We start from the raw sequence: 2,915 nt of genomic DNA, 5'->3' as shown, positions 1-2,915 counted from the left end.
GCTGCCGGGGTACCGGCGTCGCCGGCCACCATCGATCCGGAAGTGTGGCCCGGTGTTGCCCACGCGCCGTCGGGCACTAAAGCGCTGGTGGCGGGCAAAGCCGCGGGCCTGCTGTTCAAGGCGGCCGTACGGCGGCTGCCCCTGCGCGTTGCCTACCCGGACGGTTCGGTGCTGGGCACCGGCGGCCCGGACGCGCCGGTGATGACCATGCTCAGGCCGGCAGCGTTCGAAGTGCGGATCGGTGACAACGGCCTGATCGGGCTGGGCGAGTCCTTTATGGCGGGGGACTGGGAAGCGTCAGACCTCGCCGGGGTGCTGGAGGTCTTCGCCGCGTCTGTGGACACGTTGATCCCCGCACCGCTGCAGAAGCTGCGGACCCTGTACCTGCCGCGGACGCCGCGGCAGGAACGCAACGAAGAGCACAACACGCGCAGCAACATCTCGCGGCACTACGACCTGTCCAACGAGCTCTTCGCCAACTTCCTGGACACCACCATGAGCTACTCCTCGGCGCTCTTCCCGCTGAGCGACGGTGCACTGGATTCGGTCCCGTGGGACGCCTTGGCGGAAGCACAGCAAGCCAAGATCGACAGGCTGCTGGACAAGGCCGGCGTCGGAAACGGCACACGGCTGCTGGAGATCGGCACCGGCTGGGGTGAGCTGGCCCTCCGGGCAGCAGCCCGTGGTGCCACGGTTTACAGCGTGACGCTCTCCAGTGAGCAGCGGGCGCTGGCGCAGGAACGGATTGCAGCCGCCGGCTACGCAGGCCAGGTGACCGTGGCGCTGCAGGACTACCGTGCCGTGGAAGGCGAGTTCGATGCTGTTGTGTCAGTGGAAATGGTCGAGGCGGTTGGCTATGAGTACTGGCCCATCTACTTCCAGACCATCGACCGCGTGCTGGCCCCGGGCGGGAAGGTGGCCATCCAGGCCATCACCATGCCGCACGGCCGCATGCTGGCCACGCGCAACGCGTACACCTGGGTGCACAAGTACATCTTCCCCGGCGGGTTCCTGCCGTCCGTGCGGGCCATCGAAAGCGTGACCCAGCAGCACACCAGACTCCGGGTGCGGGAGCGGATGGGCCTGGGCGATCACTACGCCGCGACCCTCCGCCTCTGGGAGGAACAGTTCATCGCGCGCTCGCAGGAGGTGGGCGGGCTGGGGTTCGACGCCGTGTTCCAGCGGATGTGGCTGTTCTACCTCTGCTATTCACGGGCGGGTTTCCAGTCCGGCTACCTGGACGTGCAGCAGATTGTCCTGGACCGCCGGGAGGCTCAGCTGTAGCTGGTTAGGTTCGTCACGTCGCAGGGGTCCTGAAGGTGTTTTCAGGGCCCCTTTTGCGTGCCCGGCACCAGATGTAGTGGTCCGCCCACTAGGCGCGACACGCCGTCCAGCACGCGACACGCGGGGCGATAATTGTGGCTAAGTACTCCACAGGGTGTGGATTTCGTCCGCAAAAATGGCGGAATTCCGGACATTTTGAGGGCGCTTGCCTGTGGATTAAAAGTGCATTAAATGACATACTTGTAATACATCATCTTGGGGTTCCGAAGAGCCGTCTGCACTACATGTAGTATCGACGTACAGCTTGGGCAGGACAAAGACGAGCGAAGATTTCGATAAAGGGGACAGGGACAATGACCGTTACGGTTTACACCAAACCTGCGTGTGTACAGTGCAACGCAACCTACCGTGCGCTGGACAAAAAGGGCATCACTTACCAGAGCGTTGACATCTCCCAGGACGCCGAGGCCCTCGAGCGCCTGAAGGCGCTGGGCTACATGCAGGCACCTGTTGTAGTCACGGACCAGGACCACTGGTCAGGCTTCCGCCCGGACAAGATCGAGGAACTGGCACTGTCTGCCGTTTCCTCCGTGGCCTAAGGCCCTGCACTTTCGCCAGCCGGCAACTTTCAATCCGCACACATGAGGTGACTCCCGTGTCAGCACTGGCAGTAGCCAGGGCCCAGGTGGCCCCGTTGGCGCCTGTCACCACACAGAGCCAGCTCATCTACTTTTCCTCCACCTCCGAGAACACCAGCCGCTTTGTCGCGAAGCTCGGATGTGAGCTGGCACGGATCCCGCTCCATGCAAAGGATGCACCCCTTCTCGCCACCCGGCCTTATGTCCTGGTAGTGCCGACGTACGGGGGCACCGGGGGAGAGGGCTCCGTGCCCAAGCAGGTGATCCGGTTTCTGAACGACCCGCAGAACAGGCAACTGATCCGCGGGGTTATCGGTGCAGGCAACACAAACTTCGGGGACAACTACTGCATGGCCGCGGACATTATTGCCGCCAAGTGCAACGTCCCCCGGCTTTACAGATTTGAACTAATGGGCACGCCAGAAGACGTCGCCCGCGTACACAATGGATTGGACACGTTTTGGACACGACTGTCGCAGACACAGAAGTAACCAGGGCCGAAGGCCAGGGCACCCGCGCAGGCGCCGCCGTCGAAAAGCCCGAGATGCCGGCCGCCTATAAGGGCCTGGGCTATCACGAGCTCAACGCCATGCTGAACCTGTACGGTCCGAACGGCGAGATCCAGTTCGAGGCCGACCGCGAGGCTGCACACCAGTACTTCCTGCAGCACGTGAACAACAACACCGTCTTTTTCCATGACCTGGAAGAGAAGCTCGACTACCTGGTGAAGAACCAGTACTACGAGCGCGAAACCCTCGACCAGTACACGATGAACTTCATCCGCGAGCTCTACAACCGCGCGTACAAGAAGAAGTTCCGCTTCGAGACCTTCCTGGGCGCGTTCAAGTTCTACACGTCCTACACGCTGAAGACGTTCGACGGCAATCGATTCCTGGAGCGCTACGAGGACCGCGTCTGCATGGTGGCCCTGCACCTGGCACGCGGCGACGAAAAGCTCGCCCTGCAGATGGTGGACGAGATCATCGAAGGCCG

At 62.6% G+C, this 2,915-nt stretch carries 4 protein-coding genes; all 4 read left to right on the top strand.

Annotated elements, in window-relative coordinates; translation table 11 throughout:
- Positions 1 to 1,284, top strand: a 1,284-nt coding sequence (locus V6M49_RS01230) for a class I SAM-dependent methyltransferase (RefSeq protein ID WP_332759600.1), incomplete at its 5' end; no start/stop codon positions are given.
- Positions 1,285 to 1,637: 353 nt separating this feature from the next.
- A complete protein-coding gene (gene nrdH, locus V6M49_RS01225) occupies positions 1,638 to 1,883 on the top strand; it encodes a glutaredoxin-like protein NrdH (RefSeq protein ID WP_013601222.1) in 246 nt (81 codons plus the stop codon).
- Between the two features lie 56 nt (positions 1,884 to 1,939).
- Positions 1,940 to 2,413: a class Ib ribonucleoside-diphosphate reductase assembly flavoprotein NrdI gene (gene nrdI, locus V6M49_RS01220; RefSeq protein WP_200950610.1), complete on the top strand. Its 474-nt coding sequence runs from the start codon at positions 1,940 to 1,942 to the stop codon at positions 2,411 to 2,413.
- A 53-nt stretch (positions 2,414 to 2,466) separates the two neighbouring features.
- On the top strand, positions 2,467 to 2,915 hold a 449-nt coding region (locus tag V6M49_RS01215), incomplete at its 3' end, for a ribonucleotide reductase N-terminal alpha domain-containing protein (RefSeq protein WP_332759601.1).

This window comes from Pseudarthrobacter sp. (genome assembly GCF_036675385.1).
GTDB lineage: Bacteria > Actinomycetota > Actinomycetes > Actinomycetales > Micrococcaceae > Arthrobacter.
This window is presented reverse-complemented; position numbering and strand designations above follow the sequence as displayed.

Bases quoted from the DNA above. Each gene is read 5' to 3' on its own strand.
- nrdH (WP_013601222.1), top strand. From the start codon at position 1,638: ATGACCGTTACGGTTTACACCAAACCTGCGTGTGTACAGTGCAACGCA.